At 41.1% G+C, this 13,974-nt stretch carries 12 protein-coding genes; 4 read left to right on the top strand and 8 right to left on the bottom strand.

Annotation, left to right across the window (positions count from 1 at the left end; all coding sequences use genetic code 11):
- Nucleotides 1-105: 105 nt before the first annotated feature.
- The 3 genes from ACT3QN_RS02895 to ACT3QN_RS02885 all read right to left on the bottom strand — a co-directional run bounded on the left by ACT3QN_RS02895 (nucleotide 106) and on the right by ACT3QN_RS02885 (nucleotide 2,990).
- Entirely contained in the window at nucleotides 106-534 is a 429-nt protein-coding gene (locus ACT3QN_RS02895) for a hypothetical protein (RefSeq protein ID WP_444528828.1), read from the bottom strand.
- A gap of 77 nt (nucleotides 535-611) precedes the next feature.
- The gene (locus ACT3QN_RS02890) at nucleotides 612-947 is read right to left on the bottom strand and encodes a hypothetical protein (RefSeq protein ID WP_444528827.1); all 336 of its coding nucleotides are present in this window, start codon (nucleotides 945-947) and stop codon (nucleotides 612-614) included.
- Nucleotides 948-1,703: 756 nt separating this feature from the next.
- Nucleotides 1,704-2,990 (bottom strand): saccharopine dehydrogenase family protein, encoded by a 1,287-nt coding sequence (locus ACT3QN_RS02885; RefSeq protein ID WP_444528826.1) that lies wholly within the window; start codon nucleotides 2,988-2,990, stop codon nucleotides 1,704-1,706.
- Nucleotides 2,991-3,458: 468 nt separating this feature from the next.
- On the opposite strand from ACT3QN_RS02885, the gene ACT3QN_RS02880 reads away from it, so the two are divergent.
- Nucleotides 3,459-3,614 carry a DUF1328 domain-containing protein gene (locus tag ACT3QN_RS02880; RefSeq protein ID WP_021814049.1) on the top strand — a complete coding sequence of 52 codons (156 nt, stop codon included), beginning with the start codon at nucleotides 3,459-3,461 and terminating at the stop codon, nucleotides 3,612-3,614.
- Nucleotides 3,615-3,726: 112 nt separating this feature from the next.
- Here the strand turns inward: ACT3QN_RS02880 and ACT3QN_RS02875 are convergent, their stop codons facing one another.
- The 4 genes from ACT3QN_RS02875 to ACT3QN_RS02860 all read right to left on the bottom strand — a co-directional run bounded on the left by ACT3QN_RS02875 (nucleotide 3,727) and on the right by ACT3QN_RS02860 (nucleotide 7,482).
- Nucleotides 3,727-4,020, bottom strand: a complete 294-nt coding sequence (locus ACT3QN_RS02875; protein ID WP_444528013.1) for a 4a-hydroxytetrahydrobiopterin dehydratase — start codon at nucleotides 4,018-4,020, stop codon at nucleotides 3,727-3,729.
- Between the two features lie 158 nt (nucleotides 4,021-4,178).
- The gene (locus ACT3QN_RS02870; protein ID WP_444528014.1) at nucleotides 4,179-4,472 is read right to left on the bottom strand and encodes a GNAT family N-acetyltransferase; all 294 of its coding nucleotides are present in this window, start codon (nucleotides 4,470-4,472) and stop codon (nucleotides 4,179-4,181) included.
- Between the two features lie 200 nt (nucleotides 4,473-4,672).
- Entirely contained in the window at nucleotides 4,673-6,121 is a 1,449-nt protein-coding gene (locus ACT3QN_RS02865; protein WP_444528825.1) for a fatty acid desaturase family protein, read from the bottom strand.
- A gap of 158 nt (nucleotides 6,122-6,279) precedes the next feature.
- Nucleotides 6,280-7,482, bottom strand: a complete 1,203-nt coding sequence (locus ACT3QN_RS02860; RefSeq protein ID WP_444528824.1) for a flavin reductase family protein — start codon at nucleotides 7,480-7,482, stop codon at nucleotides 6,280-6,282.
- A gap of 445 nt (nucleotides 7,483-7,927) precedes the next feature.
- On the opposite strand from ACT3QN_RS02860, the gene ettA reads away from it, so the two are divergent.
- Nucleotides 7,928-9,589 (top strand): energy-dependent translational throttle protein EttA, encoded by a 1,662-nt coding sequence (ettA, locus tag ACT3QN_RS02855; RefSeq protein ID WP_444528017.1) that lies wholly within the window; start codon nucleotides 7,928-7,930, stop codon nucleotides 9,587-9,589.
- Between the two features lie 106 nt (nucleotides 9,590-9,695).
- Here the strand turns inward: ettA and plsB are convergent, their stop codons facing one another.
- On the bottom strand, nucleotides 9,696-12,485 hold the full coding sequence (gene plsB, locus ACT3QN_RS02850; protein WP_444528823.1) for a glycerol-3-phosphate 1-O-acyltransferase PlsB: 2,790 nt from the start codon (nucleotides 12,483-12,485) through the stop codon (nucleotides 9,696-9,698).
- Nucleotides 12,486-12,732: 247 nt separating this feature from the next.
- Between plsB and ybaK the strand changes: the two genes are divergently transcribed.
- Nucleotides 12,733-13,221, top strand: coding sequence for a Cys-tRNA(Pro) deacylase (gene ybaK / locus ACT3QN_RS02845; RefSeq protein WP_444528822.1), 489 nt, complete (start codon nucleotides 12,733-12,735; stop codon nucleotides 13,219-13,221).
- 205 nt (nucleotides 13,222-13,426) lie between these two features.
- Nucleotides 13,427-13,801: a 5-carboxymethyl-2-hydroxymuconate Delta-isomerase gene (locus ACT3QN_RS02840; protein WP_444528821.1), complete on the top strand. Its 375-nt coding sequence runs from the start codon at nucleotides 13,427-13,429 to the stop codon at nucleotides 13,799-13,801.
- The last annotated feature ends 173 nt before the right edge of the window (nucleotides 13,802-13,974 follow it).

Below are 13,974 nucleotides of genomic sequence, written 5' to 3'. Positions count from 1 at the left end.
TAGTCACGTATAACAAAAAAGGCAGCCGTATGGCTGCCTTTTTTTGACTTAAAAATACAATACGAAATTACTGTTTCAAGTAATGCATTAGCCGATGTTGCCTAACTATCTGATGGCAGGTTGCTGCATATCTGGCTGCTGCATATCTGGCTGCTGCATGTCTGGCTGCTGCATGTCTGGCTGCTGCATATCTGGTCGTTGCATATCTGGTCGTTGCATATCTGGTTGTTGCATATCTGGTTGTTGCATATCTGGTTGTTGCATATCTGGTTGCTGCACACCTTCTACCTGCATAGCCATATCTGAGTTGCTATTGGTTCTCGCAATAGAGATGGTTTGAGTTTCGCTGATTTGAAATGGACTAGATTCAGCAGAAGCGACCTCACTCTCTGCACTTTCCACTTCAGCTTGCATTGCACTATCAGCAGCTGCTTCTTGCATGTTAGCTGGTGTCATATCTGTTGGTGCTGCCATTGCAAGTGTAGGTAATGCAAGTGTAGTGCCTAAAATTAACGATAAAATATTCTTTTTCATTGTAAAGCCTCGATACATATTGTTGGTAATAATTAGAAATTGCGTTTTAGATATCATTTATTTTTTGACTATCCGATCTAATTATAATCGCTCGCTTCAACATCCATATTTGTATCGTTAGTTTCTTCAATTTCTTGTTCAACTTCGTCAGTTTCGCCATTCATTTCATCTGCTTCATTACCCATTTCCATATCGACATCAGCAGTATTTGACTCTTCGACATCTACAGCGCCAGGTTGAGTAGCTAGCAGCTCACCATTAGGACCTTCTACTTCGGCTTGTACAGTGCTCTCGACAGGAGCATTACGCATATCTGATGGTGCTAGATCGCTATTATTGACAGGTGCTGCCATTGCCATAGTTGGTAGTACAAGAGTAGCGCCTACGATTAATGATAAAACATTCTTTTTCATTGTAAAACTCCATGATATATAATTAGATATAGTTAGAAACGATAACTCATATTTATTCAATAATGGGTCGTTTCTATTTAGGTGTGTCTGTAAATACCGTATGCAAATTATCAACGATGCAGTTTATATTTCAGTAGCAAACTCATTAAAGTTCTAACAGCTTAATGTTTTCTTGTGACGTTATGAAACTGTCACATTTAAAGTTTAGTTAGTATTTAGCCTTTTAAGTTTGCTAAGGTTTTATAAGTAATGAAGGTTAATTATCTGATTAGGTTTGCCAATAAATAGTTCTATTAGCAACAAATATACAATAAGACGATTAGTATCTAAAAATATGAATGTTTAGATAGTTAAGATATGTATTTTATCTTAGCTAGTTGTTATTAATAGTTTTTTAGAAATTATCTATTCATATGATATTGACTTCTTCTGTAGGGTTTTACTTCTGTTTTAAAACTAATGTCTGAGTAAATTTCAAATTTTGACATATATATATTTTAATTTGGTTTATTTTATTAAACTAATGTTTGTATCTTATTCTTCCAGAAAATCTATAGAATGGTAGTAGCAATATTAGATTGGTGATTAATATCTTAAAGTATTAAATAATTGGAAAACAGAAACATTACTCACCAAAAAAATACGTTATTTTTTTCTTAACTCCGATCTGAGTTCATAAAGTAGACCATAAAAAACCGTATCTCGATAACAAGATACGGTCATAAAAATGTTGAGCCTGTATTGGAATCTGCTAAATTAACTATCAATCACTTCAAAGCTAAGGCCAGAATGCGCTTCTAGGCGAGTGATTAGCTTATCACCCATTGCTGAAGCAGGCGTCCAAAATCCACCACCAACGTCCTCTTTACTGATGTCTTGTGCCAAACATAATGCTGCCTGCGAAATCATACGAGAGGTACTGCCATAACCAGGATCTCTGTCGCCTGTCACCTTAACGGTGATGGTGTCATTTTTAGCTGTTTGTCCAAAGTGACGAATATCAAAGTAGCCATTTTCTTGTTCGTCCTTGGAAGGTCCCGAACCTGCCTTTGGTAATACGTGCTTGGACAGTAACTCGCGACTTGGTTTAATCATCATCGCAGTGGCAAAACCTAATAAACCTGCGCTCATGGCATAGCTAGATAGTTGCCCTTTGACGCCATCCTGCATCCACATGGCTTCGTCGTATTTGAAATCGCGACCGTACTCATAGCTGAGCAATTGGTTGGTACGATGGACAATACGCGTATTGATGGTTGCCATAACGAAAGGTGCTAGCCAGCGTTTATGGTTGCTGTCATATACTGGTTTGCTGACATTATCCTGACGTACGTTTGGTACATTGGCATCATCGTTTAACAAATAAGGGTTGGCCACTTGTTTGCGGCGCGATTTGTCCTCGCCAGCCTCTTCAAATATTGATGCCATCGATGCAATAGTGCCGCCTGAAATACCACCTTTAGCTGCTTTGACACGCATATGAATAACATTACAGGTTTTGCCGAACTTCTCTTCTGCTTTGGCTTGAGTAAAGTATGCGCCCAAATCTGATGGAATAGAGTCAAAACCGCAAGAGTTGACGATACGGGCACCGCTTTGCTTAGCCGTATCTTGGTACTTGTCCATCATATCTTTGATAAAAATGGCCTCACCAGTAAGGTCGACATAATCAGTACCATTTTCGGCACACGATTTGATCAATGGCTCACCATATTTCAGATACGGTCCTACAGTTGAAATGATGACTTGAGTTTGTTTGGTCATCTTATTAAGACTGGCGGTATCGTTGCTGTTGGCAATAATAATGTCTACCTTGCTCTCAAGTTTGGCCTGTAGCTGATTGAGTTTGTCTTCATCGCGACCTGCAATTGCCCATGATATATTTGAGTCGTCTTTATTCTTATTATTTGACAAAAAATTGGTTAAATAGTGAGCAGTAATCTGACCGACAAAGCTTGTTGCACCATATAGAACGACTGCATAAGGTCGTGTGTCGCTGCCAGTTTTTTGTATAGGGTTTTCATTATCCGTATTGGTATCCATATGTATTGTCCTTAATAGGTTTGAAAATAAGTGGAAATTAAACTATAAACCAAGTCGTTTAATTAGGTTAGGGGTTTATGAGGTCGCTACAGTTTATAGTTTGATGTCTATATCATATACAACATCACGTATAACGTTAGAAATTTAAAATAGTTCTGCACACGGCCAGGAAAGTAGCTTTTAATAAAAGAGCGCTAAATAAAAAAACTTAGTTAAAGAGCATTATATTCAAAAATATAGTTATATCTTAAAAGTATCATCTATTAAATAGAATTTGGTATGAGACATTAACAGTTACTACAAAATTTACATAACCTACCGATATTATTACTAAAATGAACGTTTTTTGAAGATGAACATTGCTAATCTATAAGCGTAAACAGTAATAACTAGCATTAGATAAAAACAAGTTAATAAGTGCTATATAAATTCTAATATCTGTTTTTATAATCAATTAAGGAGAAGGTTATGTTTCGTTGGGCTATTATTTTTGCAGTGATCGCACTACTAGCGAGTTTACTAGGTTTCGGCGGTGTCGCAGGATTATCTGCTAATTTGGCATATATTTTCCTAGCAGTTGCTGTCATCTTATTTATCGTTGCCTTTGTCAGCCGTAAGATGTAAACACGGCTTATATTGATAAATAACTACTATAAAAAAGACCCTCAGTTGAGGGTCTTTTTTGTTTGCTCTAATCAAGATAATCAGTACAGAAGCATATGTTATAGACTTGCCATCATAACCGTTTGGGTTGAATAATATGCTCCATACGTTTGGCTAGACGAATATCCTGACTAGATATACCGCCCGTATCATGATTGGTTAAACGGACTTCTACAATATTATAGGTGTTACGCCATTCAGGATGGTGCTCAAGCGCTTCAGCATGAAATGCCGCTTGATTCATAAAGCTCATAGCTTCGATAAAGTCGCTAAAGTGATAGGTCTTGACGATACTATTGCCGTCACGCTGCCAACCAGCAAGCTCTTCTAGCTGTAGATTGATTTGTTTGTCAGATAAACTACTCATATTAATAACCTTTATTGTTATGTCGAATTGGTTTATTAAAAGTGGTGCTAGGGTATGTTTCCTATGCTACATAAATATCTACATATTTTGTCCTGCTTGGCGCAATATCATTTACGGGGTCTAGTCAATGAATTGACTAACTCCGATTTCATTGCCAGTTAAGTTAAATCCTGATACTCGGGATGCTTACTAATATATGACGCGACAAATGAGCATTGCGGCACAACTTTTTTATTTTGTTCGCGTGCATAATTCAATGCATGCTTAACGAGGGCTGAGCCAACACCGCGTCCACCCAATTGTTGCGGTACGATAGTATGGTCATAGACCAGCTTGTCAGCACTTTCCTGATAGCTGATATAACCAGTCTGACCGTCGATAGATGTCTCAAAGCGTTTCGCTGCTTGATTATGAACAATTTCTAGATTTGGTTTAGATGTTTGATTACTCATTAATGTATTCCTTTTCTTATTATCGAATTTTTATTATGAACTAAATATTTTATTGGTTTTAATACCGCGATTTCAGTATGCAAGCTTGACGATCGACAATCTAGGCATTTACCGTAATAGTTGATAGGAAGACTGTTAGAGTTATCCATGTCTTTTGTACTACCTTATCATGGCAGTATCTGGTTGCAAATCTGAATGTGTCACCATGCATACAATATGGCTTTACGAACGACTGGAGGCAAAAATCGAATCAGACCACCAGTATTTTCTATCGCTGATTCAGTATCTAAATTAGCTTCTAACTTAACCTCTTGATGAGCATCACTGTCAGCATTCTCCGTTGACTGCACGTAGGCTTGCCACTCTTTTTCACTAGGTTTGCTAAAGTGGTAAATACGCCCCAGTACTTGCTTGAGTTGTGTACCAAAGCGCCCTGTATTGTAGGTTAAACTATATTTACGGCATATGTCCTGTACCTGCGGCGCAATCTTTGCATAGTGGCCAGCTGGCATATCAGGAAATATATGGTGCTCAATTTGATGAGATAAATTACCCGTCAAAAGGTGAAACCATTTGCTGCCTTTGATATTGCTAGAGCCAAGGATTTGTCGTACGTACCAGTCGCCTTTACTTTCATTGGCATCGAGATGGGTATAGATATGCGCTTGCTCAGTGAAATGTCCGCAAAAAATTACTGCCCACGTCCATAGATTACGGACAGTGTTGGCCGTCATGTTACCGCTTAGCGTACTAAAGGCGCTACGACGACCTAGTGTCAGCGCTACCACAGACGGTAGGGCAATGTAGTCTTTACCTATTTGTCGTCCGATTTTGGAAAATAGCGCGCGCGATTTTTGCTGCATGATTTTGTGCAAATCAGGAGAGTCAGCATATTCATCGGCACTGATTTGAATGTCATGAAACGCTACTGCCCATTCAAAACCAAATGCCAGTACTGCTGTGCTAAACATATTGTAGCGATCTTCTGGCGTCCAAGGCTGTTCATCAGTCACCCGAATCAAGTGATAGCCTACGTCATGATCACGGCCAACAATATTAGTAAAAGTATGATGTAAATAATTATGAGAGTGTTGCCATAATGGAGCAGGGCAAACAATATCCCAGTCAAACCTTTGGCTATTAAGGTGCGGGTGTTGCATCCAGTCGTATTGACCATGCATGACGTTATGACCCAGCTCCATATTATTCAATATTTTGCTAAAACTAAGTAAAGACGTACCAAGTAGCCAAGTAGCAACCAGACTGCGTTTCGACGGCACACGCCCAGCTGCTGCGAGTAGACCACGGGCGACAATCTCACTATATACGACAGTGGCATATATTCGCTGTATATAGCGTGCATCTTTACTACCTAGCGAGTCCATAACGATTTTGTACAAGGCGTTGAGCTCTACGGCTAAAGCATCACTCTGAGACTTTGATAAGGGTTTATCAGTCACTGTTGGGTAGCGAGTCCGTGTTGACGTGTCTGGTTGATTGCTATCATTGATTGCCTCATCGTTAAGCTGCGAGTAAGGTATTTGCGGCGTTAAAGGTAAAGGCGCATTTTTTGCTAGCCGTGTATCGGACAGTGGCGTCAAGATAGGCACAGCAGATTGTGGCGTAGTAACGGGTGGTAATAAGCGCATAAATAAATCCTTAACCGAAACGGCATGAATAAACAGCACTGCATCCGGTTTGATAAGTTATCTGAGTTTTAGCCCATAAAGTAACGTTTGTCTTTTATGTCACACAGGTTGTCTAGCATATGCCCTCTGTTGAGCCAGTCGTTATATTAAGCCAGTCATTAAATGTCGAGTACCACATCAGTCATGGCAATATTGATGCAAGTCTGAATAGATTCGTAACCGTCATCACTTACTTTTCCTGTTTGAATATTTTTGACCACGCCGCTGATTTTATTACAGCGACATAATTGGCAAATACCTTGCCGGCAACCATGCGCTAGTCGTACATCTGCATTTTCAGCTGCAATCAGTATGGTCGTGTTACTGCTGAACTGCCGTTGCCGTGACCGCAAATAGACAGTATGTTCTTCTACAGATACTGTTTTGTCGAATACTTGATTGCTGCCATTATCAACATCAGTCAGAGCAGTGCCAAAATCCTCTACGATAATATTATCGCGCAGCTGTTTGTCTGTAGGTAAAGTGATCTCCGCGGCGGCTTTATATAAGCCAGTTAATAACGCTTGTGAACCGCAAGCAAATATCTGCGTGTCTGCTAGAGATAAATTTAGTGACAGCAGACCCTCTGCACTTAAGTACCTCTTGCCAGCCAAATAGGTAGTCGAGTCTTCAGTATGGATCAGATGATAAATGAAGTCTGGATATGTATCATTCAACTGTTGCCACTGATGTTGCAGTTTAGGTAAAACGGTCCGACTGTAATGCAGTAGCGTCACATGGTGTCCCTTACGCAATGCTTGAATGATAAGTCCTAGCATGGGCGTGATACCGCTACCGCCAGCGATAAATAGCAAAGAGGTAGGTTTGTTATTATCTAAATTTTCCTTTGCTATTACTGACGTTTGTTCTAAAGTAAAATGACCAAGTGGTAGGCTCGTATCAACGACTTGAGCCAGTGGCATCTGCTTGGTTAAATAATTAGATACTAGCCCTTGCGGCTTAATCGCGATAGTCACCGTATTACGTTGGCCTGCTATATTGCTATCAGAAGTATCATCAAGCCACCAAAGGGGTTGGTTCGTCAAGCCTACTATCGAGTAACTACGTTGGTGGTAAACTCCATCAATACAAACACGCAAATCAAGATACTGACCGCCTTGCCAATCGTTGCTTATTTTAGAAGTTTGCTGCTTGAAGGCTCTATTGGTTTCAAATTGTAGTGCTATCAGATCATTACTTAATGTATAGCGTGCGATTAGGCGTAACTTAGGAGTCGTCAATGACCAAAACGGATGTAAGCGCGATCCGATAAAGTCGACAAACGCACGTTGAACAATTTCAGGGCGATAGCCGTTGGCCATGTTATCAGTACCTTTATAAATGCTATTAAAATAAATGTTGTTACAAGTAGAAGAGCACAGCTGATTTTATTAATCCAATACGAAATCAACTTATTTGAACTTGTTAAGTCACACTAACATGCTAACGGCTATTGATTAAATTTGCGAAAGGTTTGATGCTATTTTTTGTGGTCTTTATAAAACGTTAATGAGTCAAAATGTTAAGTTAGTTCATTAAGATAGGGTTTTCTAGGTTACTTTTCTAAGTGAGTTCTATAGCTGAGAGGTATAGGCCACTGTCAAAAACAGTAAAACAATCGGTAAAACAACCTGTCAGCTTGCAGGGTATGCGTCACAATGCGATAATGACCTATAATTTGTAACCCTGATTTTGAGGTACGGCACGCTTGGCATCATCGCTGAGTTGCATTTGCTGTTCTCTTCTATGCAGTCTATCGGAGTGTTAATGGCTCAATATATTTACACGATGAACAACGTGTCAAAACTTGTTCCGCCTAAGCGTGAAATTCTAAAAAATATTAACCTATCATTTTTCCCAGGTGCCAAAATTGGTGTCTTAGGTATTAATGGTTCAGGTAAATCTACCTTGCTACGTATCATGGCAGGCGTGGATACTGAGTTTACTGGTGAAGCACGCGCTCAGGCAGGTACCAAAGTTGGCTACTTGCCACAGGAACCACAGCTGGATGATAGCAAAGACGTTCGTGGTAATGTCGAAGACGGTATGCGTGAAGCACTAGATGCGCTAGCACGTCTAGATGCTATCTATGCTGAATACGCAGAGCCTGATGCGGATTTTGATAAGCTTGCTGAAGAGCAAGGCAAGATGGAAGACATCATCCAATCTTGGGACGCGCACAATTTAAATAACCAGCTAGAAAAAGCCGCCGATGCGCTGCGTCTGCCACCATGGGATGCTGACGTTAGCAAATTGTCAGGTGGTGAGAAACGCCGTGTGGCATTGTGCCGTCTACTACTGTCGCGCCCTGATATGCTATTACTTGACGAACCGACCAACCATTTGGACGCCGAGTCTGTTGCATGGCTAGAGCAGTTCTTGCAGAACTACAGCGGTACTATCGTTGCCATTACCCATGATCGCTATTTCTTGGATAATGTTGCTCAGTGGATTTTGGAGCTTGACCGTGGCCATGGCTACCCATATGAAGGCAACTATACTGAGTGGCTCGAGCAGAAAAACAATCGTTTAGAGCAGCAGAACAAGCAAGAAGAATCATTTGCTAAAGCCTTGAAAAAAGAGCTTGAGTGGATTCGTAAAAATCAAAAAGGTCAACAGGCTAAATCTAAATCTCGTGTACAGCGCTTTGAAGAATTGAACTCAACTGAGTTCCAAAAACGTAATGAGACCTCTGAGATTTATATTCCACCTGGTCCACGTTTGGGTAACAAGGTGATTGAGGTTAATGATATCTCTAAATCATTCGGCGATCGTCTGCTGTATGAAAACCTAAGCTTTAATGTTCCAGCTGGTGCGATCGTTGGTATTGTCGGTCCAAATGGTGCGGGTAAAACCACACTATTTAATATGATTACTGAGCGCGATACGCCGGATACTGGTTCAGTTGACTTGGGTGAAAGTGTTAAAGTGGCTTATGTCGGTCAGGTACGTGATCATTTAGATGACGACAAGACGGTATGGGAAGAAGTCTCTGACGGTCTTGATATTATTACGGTTGGTGATTACACCACGCCAAGCCGTGCCTATATCGGTCGCTTTAACTTCAAAGGCTCAGATCAGCAAAAGCACGTCGGTCAGTTATCAGGTGGTGAGCGTAACCGTCTACAATTAGCGAAAACGCTAAAGCAAGGCGCGAACGTCTTATTACTCGATGAACCATCAAACGATTTGGATATCGAGACCTTACGTGCGCTAGAGGATGCGATTCAAGTATTCCCAGGTACGGTAATGGTCGTATCGCATGATCGCTGGTTCCTTGATCGTATCGCGACTCATATCTTGGCATTCGAAGAAGAAGGTCCAGTGTGGTTCGACGGTAACTACACTGAGTTTGAAGCGTATCGTAAAAAGACCATGGGTGATGATGCCACTCCTAAGCGTGCTAAGTATAAGAAAATTACGAACTAATACAGCTGTTTAATTTATTAGTAGTACATAAAAAAAAGACCTCTAATCTTTAGAGGTCTTTTTTTGTTTAGCTGAAAATTTCAAAGAGTTTGGGTAGTTGTTAAGACTAACGCTTACGTCCGAACTTACGCTGTTTTTTATTACCAATTTCAGTAATGGCGTGAGTAATTTCTTCTTCATTTAAGCTCGCGACGTGCTGCAAGATTTGCATCATATCAGGCGTCAGTACGTACTTAGCATGATGAGCAATGTCGTTGATACGATGGTCAAATGTCAATATGCCTGTTTCATCGTCTTTTTGTAGATAGTTAAGACGGGTCAACGCACTAATGAAGCTGGTGAATAATGCACGATCAAAGAAGTCAGGAATGTCATCTGCATAGAGCACAGACAAGCGCTGCCCGAGCAGGTGACATAAATCAACCACTTCGTTTTCAGTTAAGTTACCAGAGCCTTGTTGAGCGAGTAGGGCAAGTGTCATAAAGTAACGCTCAAGACTTTGACCAACTGGAGTTGCTAGTACTTGTAGCTGTTGATAATGCTTACTATTAGATTCAGGAACGCTGAGCGTGTCATCGCCCAAATCAACGATAAGTCCATTAGACAGTAAGCTATCAACTTTTTTATCAAGCGTCTCAGCTAAGCCGTGAGCAGGATAATATAAGAAAAGCTCACCTTGTAAGAATGGATACAACTGTTCAGCGATACTATCTAAGCGACTGCGTTTGATACGACCGTTGCGTGCGACGAGCGCAGACAAGAAAGACAGTAGGATGAAGACATGCAAGATATTATTACGGAAGTAGCTGAGCAATGCTGCTTGCTTACCTGCGACCTGAATAATATCGCCCAAGATATGCGGAGTGCGCTCAATAAGCTTTAGCTTAATACCATAATCGATGATTTGCTGCGGCGTCATGTCAGTGATAACCGTATCATCTGAGTAAACCAGCTGCTGAGCAAGACCTTGGTACAAAGCGATTTGCTCACGGCAAATGTTTTCATCCAATGCCGCTTTCGGTGCGGACAGTAAAACCAATGACAGCAGCGATACAGGAGTCACTACTGCGGCTTTGTTGATATGCTGCATAACCTTTACGCCGATGTTATCAACCATGGCGCTGGTTTTTTCATCGAGCGGTGAGTCCGTACGATCGGATGGCAGACTATTGGCTGGCACATCGAACTTGGTCATAAAGTCGCTAAGGTGCAACGGTGTACCAAAGCTCAAGTGTACATTACCAAAGATACGCTCGATTTTACGTCCAACTTTGAGCAGGCCCATTAAAGACTCTGACTCTTTCGGCTTGCCTTTTAGCTCACCGACGTACGTGCCGCCTTCCATGATGCGCTCATAACCAATATAAGTCGGAATAAATACCACAGGCTTATTGGTTTGACGTAGCTGGCTATGTACGGTCATCGCTAGCATGCCCATCTTTGGTGGGAGCAAGCGACCTGAACGTGAACGGCCACCTTCGATAAAGTACTCAATCGGAGTGTTGCGCGTAATAAGCGTATGCATATATTCGCGCAATACAGCGGTATATAGTGCATTACCACGAAAGCTACGACGAATATAAAAAGCGACCGCACCGCGTAATAGAGGGCCCAATACAGGTACGTCAAGGTTGTCACCCGCTGCGACATAAGGAATACTCAAGCCGCGTTTATAGATAACATAGGATAGTAATAGGTAGTCCACGTGGCTACGATGACACGGTACATAGATGATTTCGTAATCAGTCGCTAGCTCTCGTACTCGTTCAAAGTGGTGTACTTCTACGCCATCATACAACTGCGTCCACAGCCATGTTAAAAAGCGTTCAAATACTCGAATAATAGGATAAGAGTAGTCGTTGACCATCTCGTTTGCATAGCCTCTGGCCTGACTACGAGCTTCTCGAACGTTAGTCCCTTTTTCTGCCGCTTCCATCTCGATCGCATGCTTTATGGCTGGCGAGTACACCAGTTTGTCTACCAAGTTGCGTCTATCTGATAAATCAGGACCAAGCATGCTGGCGCGCTGCTTGTCTAAATAAATCGATAATTCCTGCTGTAGCATACGAACCAGTTCACGATTACTATCAGTCGATGAGACTAGCGCGTAGTTTGTTGTTTGCGCGGTGTCAGTTTCTGCACCACCGTTAGTAGCCACTGATTCTGTTTCGAGTGACTCCGTTGCTACCAAGTTTTCTTGGACGCCATCTATAGCGACTGAGTCAAAGGTAGCAGGTCCTTCCACATCGCCTTTGATGCTATCGTTAATAATAGTACGCAAATCTTGCGGTGGGTGGAACTGTACGAAAGTATCGCGGCCCATCACCCCAATATTAAATAACTGCTTAGTAATGCTAGGGTCTTGCCAGTTGTCAGTGGTTAATAGCTTAAATAACGAATCTTCTTTTTCAGGTGCACGTCCCCATAGAATCGATACCGGTACCAAACGTACCTTTAACTCTGGATGTTGCAGTACAGCAGAGACTAAACGAGAAAGGCGAGGGGACAATTGACTGTCTTTGGCACTTGGATGATTCAAGAATATAATGGCCGCATTCTCTTTAATATTATGAGCGGCATCATTTACCCCGACCAATGCAGGTGGTAAGTTATGCTCTTGCGTCTGTAAATCAATCAGAATACTGTTAGAACGAGAATAGTCCTGTAGTACATAAAACCTTAGTGTTTGATCATCATGGTCGAACTCGGGCAGCTCACCTAGTAGCTTGGGTTTTACGGCGACATCGAGCATCTGACCTGACAGCTTACGATACAGCTGGTTGATCGGTGCATTAGAATAAGTCTTAGTAGCAATTGGATTGCCGTCAGTTTCAGCAGAGCTAGTAGCCGCGTCCGACGCTTTAAAAATCCGTTTTTTCAGGAACTTCGGTATCATAATCAGTATCAAAAATAGTCAAATATGTTGCGCTTATGATGCCATAAAAGCCACCAAAGCGATATATAGTGTCTGTATATACTACCAATATTAATACGGTTTGGTTACGCTGTAGTGAGTGACAAATTATACAAAATGTCCAAATATTTGAAAGTTAACATTTTTAGCGTAATAATATATTTTTATCATACATGACTCCTAAAGATAGTATCCATTTCTCAATTCCATTTTATTAAGCCTAAAAACTATGACTCCAGCCATCGATCTCGCCAAAAAACATAACCTTGATTACCAAGTACATGAATATACTCATGACAGTAATGCCGCTTCGTTTGGTTTAGAAGCCGCAGAAAAACTTGGCGTAGCGGTAACACAAGTGTTCAAAACTTTAGTGGTAACGACTGATACAGGCGTGCTCGTTGTAGCGATATTACCAGTTGATAAAACGCTTAATTTTAAAAAAATGGCTAAGGCTTTATCATCTAATAAATTACTGTCTTGCAAAAAAGTGCAGATGGCCGATCCCAAACAAGTAGAGCGTAGCACGGGCTATGTGCTGGGTGGTGTTAGTCCGCTGGGTCAAAAAAAACGGCTAAAAACCGTGATAGATAGCACAGCGCAAGATCAGCCTACAGTCTATGTGAGTGGTGGTCGCCGCGGTCTGGAGATTGAATTACCGCCTACACAGTTAGCCGCAACGCTTGATGCTTGCTTTAGTGACATTACGGATGAGTAAAAGATTCTACGGTGGCTGTAATCTGCCTATTATAAATTTGCCATATCGACAATTTCGCTAACTATATCCATGAGTAATCTATACTGAACTTTCTTGTATTGAAGACATTTGGTAGCAAGATTGTTGTAGATTGGCCATAGCGATAAGGCGTAGACTTATACCTCCGTATACCTGCTATTTTCTATCTACATTCAAGGACATACTTATGCCACATCTAACCATTCAAGTGACACCCAACGTTAGTATCGCTCACGAAGAGTCATTGCTCAAATCGCTAAACAAAGTATTGTGGGATAGTGGTCAGTTCAAGCAGCCTGCTGATATCAAAGCACGCATTGTGCCTATTAACTCGTTTCTAGTAGGTGTTGAAGATGATGAGCAGGCCAATGGGTTTATTTATGCTCATCTAAAACTGATGAGCAGACGTGATATGGCCACTCGTAACCAGTTGGCTGAGCTGTTGGTCACTACTATCGAAGAAAAAATAGGCGCAGAGCAGTCAGGGCGTGCATCATTACAGATATGTGTAGAAGTTGAAGAGATAAGTGCGGTCTATCATAAGAAAATGCTTGGTAGTTAACAGCCGCTGTCCTTTTAAAGGCTACTTTATTCAGCTATAAAGAAGTCAGTTTATAATTAATTAGTAGCATAGCTTTCCTCCAAAACCTATAGTTGCTGTCTATTGTTTTGAATAAGTAGATTTTCGGTTAAGCATAAAAAAGCGCCTAAATAATAGGCGCTTTTTTATTAGTT

This window comes from Psychrobacter sp. AOP7-C1-14 (assembly GCF_052376135.1).
GTDB lineage: Bacteria > Pseudomonadota > Gammaproteobacteria > Pseudomonadales > Moraxellaceae > Psychrobacter.
This window is presented reverse-complemented; position numbering and strand designations above follow the sequence as displayed.

Coding starts and splice junctions, on each gene's coding strand:
- ACT3QN_RS02895 (WP_444528828.1), bottom strand. CDS start 534: ATGAAAAAGAATATTTTATCGTTAATTTTAGGCACTACACTTGCATTA.
- ACT3QN_RS02890 (WP_444528827.1), bottom strand. CDS start 947: ATGAAAAAGAATGTTTTATCATTAATCGTAGGCGCTACTCTTGTACTA.
- ACT3QN_RS02885 (WP_444528826.1), bottom strand. CDS start 2,990: ATGGATACCAATACGGATAATGAAAACCCTATACAAAAAACTGGCAGC.
- ACT3QN_RS02880 (WP_021814049.1), top strand. CDS start 3,459: ATGTTTCGTTGGGCTATTATTTTTGCAGTGATCGCACTACTAGCGAGT.
- ACT3QN_RS02875 (WP_444528013.1), bottom strand. CDS start 4,020: ATGAGTAGTTTATCTGACAAACAAATCAATCTACAGCTAGAAGAGCTT.
- ACT3QN_RS02870 (WP_444528014.1), bottom strand. CDS start 4,472: ATGAGTAATCAAACATCTAAACCAAATCTAGAAATTGTTCATAATCAA.
- ACT3QN_RS02865 (WP_444528825.1), bottom strand. CDS start 6,121: ATGCGCTTATTACCACCCGTTACTACGCCACAATCTGCTGTGCCTATC.
- ACT3QN_RS02860 (WP_444528824.1), bottom strand. CDS start 7,482: ATGGCCAACGGCTATCGCCCTGAAATTGTTCAACGTGCGTTTGTCGAC.
- ettA (WP_444528017.1), top strand. CDS start 7,928: ATGGCTCAATATATTTACACGATGAACAACGTGTCAAAACTTGTTCCG.
- plsB (WP_444528823.1), bottom strand. CDS start 12,485: ATGATACCGAAGTTCCTGAAAAAACGGATTTTTAAAGCGTCGGACGCG.
- ybaK (WP_444528822.1), top strand. CDS start 12,733: ATGACTCCAGCCATCGATCTCGCCAAAAAACATAACCTTGATTACCAA.
- ACT3QN_RS02840 (WP_444528821.1), top strand. CDS start 13,427: ATGCCACATCTAACCATTCAAGTGACACCCAACGTTAGTATCGCTCAC.